5 protein-coding genes and 1 pseudogene are annotated in these 3,079 nt (G+C 62.9%); 3 read left to right on the top strand and 3 right to left on the bottom strand.

What is annotated here, in order from left to right:
* A partial coding sequence (locus ACH196_RS37860) for an elongation factor Tu (RefSeq protein WP_396651420.1) occupies positions 1-875 on the top strand: 875 nt, incomplete at its 5' end.
* 215 nt (positions 876-1,090) lie between these two features.
* Here ACH196_RS37860 and ACH196_RS37855 read toward each other — a convergent pair.
* On the bottom strand, positions 1,091-1,456 hold the full coding sequence (locus tag ACH196_RS37855) for a helix-turn-helix domain-containing protein (RefSeq protein WP_396651950.1): 366 nt from the start codon (positions 1,454-1,456) through the stop codon (positions 1,091-1,093).
* A gap of 9 nt (positions 1,457-1,465) precedes the next feature.
* Positions 1,466-1,714, bottom strand: a complete 249-nt coding sequence (locus tag ACH196_RS37850; RefSeq protein WP_396651951.1) for a type II toxin-antitoxin system RelE/ParE family toxin — start codon at positions 1,712-1,714, stop codon at positions 1,466-1,468.
* A gap of 145 nt (positions 1,715-1,859) precedes the next feature.
* On the opposite strand from ACH196_RS37850, the gene sufA reads away from it, so the two are divergent.
* Positions 1,860-2,240 carry a Fe-S cluster assembly scaffold SufA gene (gene sufA / locus ACH196_RS37845; protein ID WP_396651949.1) on the top strand — a complete coding sequence of 127 codons (381 nt, stop codon included), beginning with the start codon at positions 1,860-1,862 and terminating at the stop codon, positions 2,238-2,240.
* 186 nt (positions 2,241-2,426) lie between these two features.
* Here sufA and ACH196_RS37840 read toward each other — a convergent pair whose 3' ends face one another.
* Complete coding sequence (locus ACH196_RS37840; RefSeq protein ID WP_396651948.1) at positions 2,427-2,726, bottom strand: hypothetical protein; 300 nt, start codon at positions 2,724-2,726, stop codon at positions 2,427-2,429.
* 79 nt (positions 2,727-2,805) lie between these two features.
* Between ACH196_RS37840 and ACH196_RS37835 the strand changes: the two are divergent.
* Positions 2,806-3,079: pseudogene (locus ACH196_RS37835) on the top strand (hypothetical protein); the annotation flags it as partial.

The following is a 3,079-nucleotide window of genomic DNA, read 5'->3' as shown; positions in this document are numbered from 1 at the left end:
TGTCGGCCGCCGACGGCCCGATGCCGCAGACCCGCGAGCACATTCTGCTGGCCCGCCAGGTCGGCGTGCCGTCGATCGTGGTGTTTTTGAACAAGGTCGACCAGGTCGACGACGCCGAGCTGCTCGAGCTGGTCGAGCTCGAGGTTCGCGAGCTGCTGTCGAAGAACGAGTTCCCCGGCGACGACATTCCGATCGTTCCGGGCTCGGCTTTGGCTGCGCTCGAAGACTCCAACAAGGAGATCGGCGAGGACGCAATCCGCAAGCTGATGGCCGAGGTGGACCGCTACATCCCGACGCCGGAGCGTCCGATCGACCAGCCGTTCCTGATGCCGATCGAGGACGTGTTCTCGATCTCGGGCCGCGGCACGGTTGTGACGGGGCGCGTCGAGCGCGGTATCGTCAAGGTCGGCGAGGAGCTTGAGATCGTCGGCATCCGTCCGACCACCAAGACGACCTGCACGGGCGTCGAGATGTTCCGCAAGCTGCTGGACCAGGGCCAGGCCGGCGACAACATCGGCGCGCTGCTGCGCGGCGTGGATCGTGAAGGCGTCGAGCGCGGCCAGGTTCTGGCCAAGCCGGGCACGGTGAAGCCGCACAAGAAGTTCAAGGCGGAAGCCTACATCCTGACCAAGGAGGAGGGTGGCCGTCACACGCCGTTCTTCACCAACTACCGCCCGCAGTTCTACTTCCGCACGACGGACGTGACCGGCATCGTGACGCTGGCCGAGGGCACCGAGATGGTGATGCCGGGCGACAATGTGACGGTCGACGTCGAGCTGATCGTGCCGATCGCCATGGAAGAGAAGCTGCGCTTCGCCATCCGCGAAGGCGGCCGCACCGTCGGCGCCGGCGTCGTCGTGTCGATCAAGGAATAGCGCGCGAATTTTTCGCGACGTTGACCCGACTATCCAGGGCGGCCTTCGGGCCGCCCTTTCTGTTTGCGCGGGAGAAGTGTATGGGGTGTCGAGGGTCAACATGGTGTTCGACCCGCCCTCGACGCTGGACCGCATGTCGGAAGAGGCCAGGTCGCGGTGGGGTGGCGTTGAGGTCGGCCTGACCTCGATCTTGTTACCCGTTCATGAACGAACTTTCAGTCGCCTTCATCCACGAGTTCCTCGACCGGCAGATCCAGCGCCTTGGCCAGGCGCATCCACAACGCGACGTCGCCAGTGCGTTTTCCGTTTTCCAGGTCGGAAATATAGTTCTGGGCAATCCCGGCCTCGGCCGCCAGTTGGGCTTGCGTGTGGCCGCGAAACTTCCGCCAGAACGCAAGCGGGGAGGCGGCCTCGACAAAGGCCTTCGTCTGCTCGGTTGTTAAACCCGGAAGCCTGCCGGCCCGATACGCGGCCAGCGCGCCGGCGTGATCCGCGGCGTCCTGCAGAGCCTCCAGTTCCGCGCGTGGCAGGATCGCCATTTCGTCGCCGCCCGGTGAGGTGAAATAGACGATCTTGTTCATTGGTCTCGCTCACTCGTACACGGATCTTCGCGGTCCGATCTTGGTCACGATGATTTCCGTGGCGGTTTCTTCAAAGACGATGCGATAATCCCCGACCCGAAGACGCAATGCCGTCGATCCGGCGAGCGCTTTCACATTGTTGACTTGCGACGCGGGGTCGGCGGCATAAGCCTCGATCTTGGCAAGCAGGCGCGCCGCCTCGGTCCGGTGCTTGCGCAAAGCCTTTGCCGCGGACGGCAGGATCACCACGGTTTTCATGGTCATAAATATCGCAATTTGCGATGTTCGGCAATCGGCTCGTATTTATCCGGGTTTTGGGTGGTTGCGCCGGGGCCGAATCTTCACCATTTTAAGGACAGATAGTTTCGCAGGCCTTGAACCTGCCGCGACTGGAGAAGACCGAATGGGACGTTTCGCCGTCATATCCCTGACCGACAAGGCCGCCAGCCGCGTGCGCGAGATCGTCGACACCCGCGGCAGCGCCAAGGGCATCCGCCTGGGCATCAAGAAAGGCGGCTGCGCCGGCATGGAATATACGGTCGATCTCGTGACCGAACCGAAGCCCGGCGACGACCATGTCGAGCGTGACGGCGCGCATGTCTATGTGGCGCCGGAGGCCGCACTCTTCCTGCTCGGCACCGAGATGGATTTCGAGACCACGACGCTCAGGACCGGCTTCACCTTCCGCAACCCGAACCAGAGTTCGGCCTGCGGCTGCGGCGAGTCGGTGGAATTGAAGCCCGCCGACCTCAAGGCGCTGGCGGAGGCGCGCGCTTCCGCCTGAAATCCGGGGACCGTTTCACCCGGTCTGCCCTGATAACCCGAGTTTCGTCGGCACGACGCCGATGGCTGAAGAGGAACCACAGGGGACAGTTTACTTTTCCGCGGAAAAGCTGAAGCGCTTCAAGGCTGGCGCAGGCGGAAAAGTAAACTGTCCCCGGCATCCGCGCCATTTAGGCCGCGAACGCCCTCACCGGGTTGCCGGGTAGACCGGGTAAAAACCGTCCCCTGCGTTCCCGTCTTGATCGGTCGGGTCGTCCCGATCGCCGCCTTGCCGGCCCTTGGTCATGCTTGTTGCGCGAAAATCCACGCGGGTTGCAGCTAACCATCTGTTCCTGCTTGGCTTTGCAAGCATGACATTGTTTCCGGCCGGCCGTGCGCCCAAGCCGGGAAGGCTGTGATGCGGCTTCCCGCCTCTCAAAAAACCAAGCTTTTTCAATGTGTTGTGCAGGGTGATCTGACGACAACCTTGCCTTTCCGTCACCGCCAAGGATTATTTTCTTAGGACTATTGCATATGTTCCCTATATGTTCCATATTGGATACCGGCCTTGTCCGGAGGAGGCGGCAATGGAGTTTGAAGACGCGAGCGCGACGATTGAGCGATACCGGCAGGCGCTGAAGCACATTCTGCTGATGCTCGTCGGCATGGCCGAGATGGGCTTTGGCAGGCCATTGTCCCTGGTGCTCGGGGAAGCCGCCGTCGCCCCAAGGCCGGGACGAGCGGGGCGGACGGGAAGGAAAAAGCCGTCCGCGGCGCTTTGCCTGCCCCGCCACCTCTACCGCGCCATTCTTCTGCTGCTGCGTCCGGCCGAATCCGCCGCCCGGCGGCTGATCATCGCGG

It is taken from the genome of Mesorhizobium sp. IMUNJ 23232, assembly GCF_044326205.1.
Lineage (GTDB): Bacteria > Pseudomonadota > Alphaproteobacteria > Rhizobiales > Rhizobiaceae > Kumtagia.
This window is presented reverse-complemented; position numbering and strand designations above follow the sequence as displayed.

Excerpts from the sequence above, each read along its gene's own strand:
- ACH196_RS37855 (WP_396651950.1), bottom strand. The coding sequence starts at position 1,456 with ATGAACAAGATCGTCTATTTCACCTCACCGGGCGGCGACGAAATGGCG.
- ACH196_RS37850 (WP_396651951.1), bottom strand. The coding sequence starts at position 1,714 with ATGAAAACCGTGGTGATCCTGCCGTCCGCGGCAAAGGCTTTGCGCAAG.
- sufA (WP_396651949.1), top strand. The coding sequence starts at position 1,860 with ATGGGACGTTTCGCCGTCATATCCCTGACCGACAAGGCCGCCAGCCGC.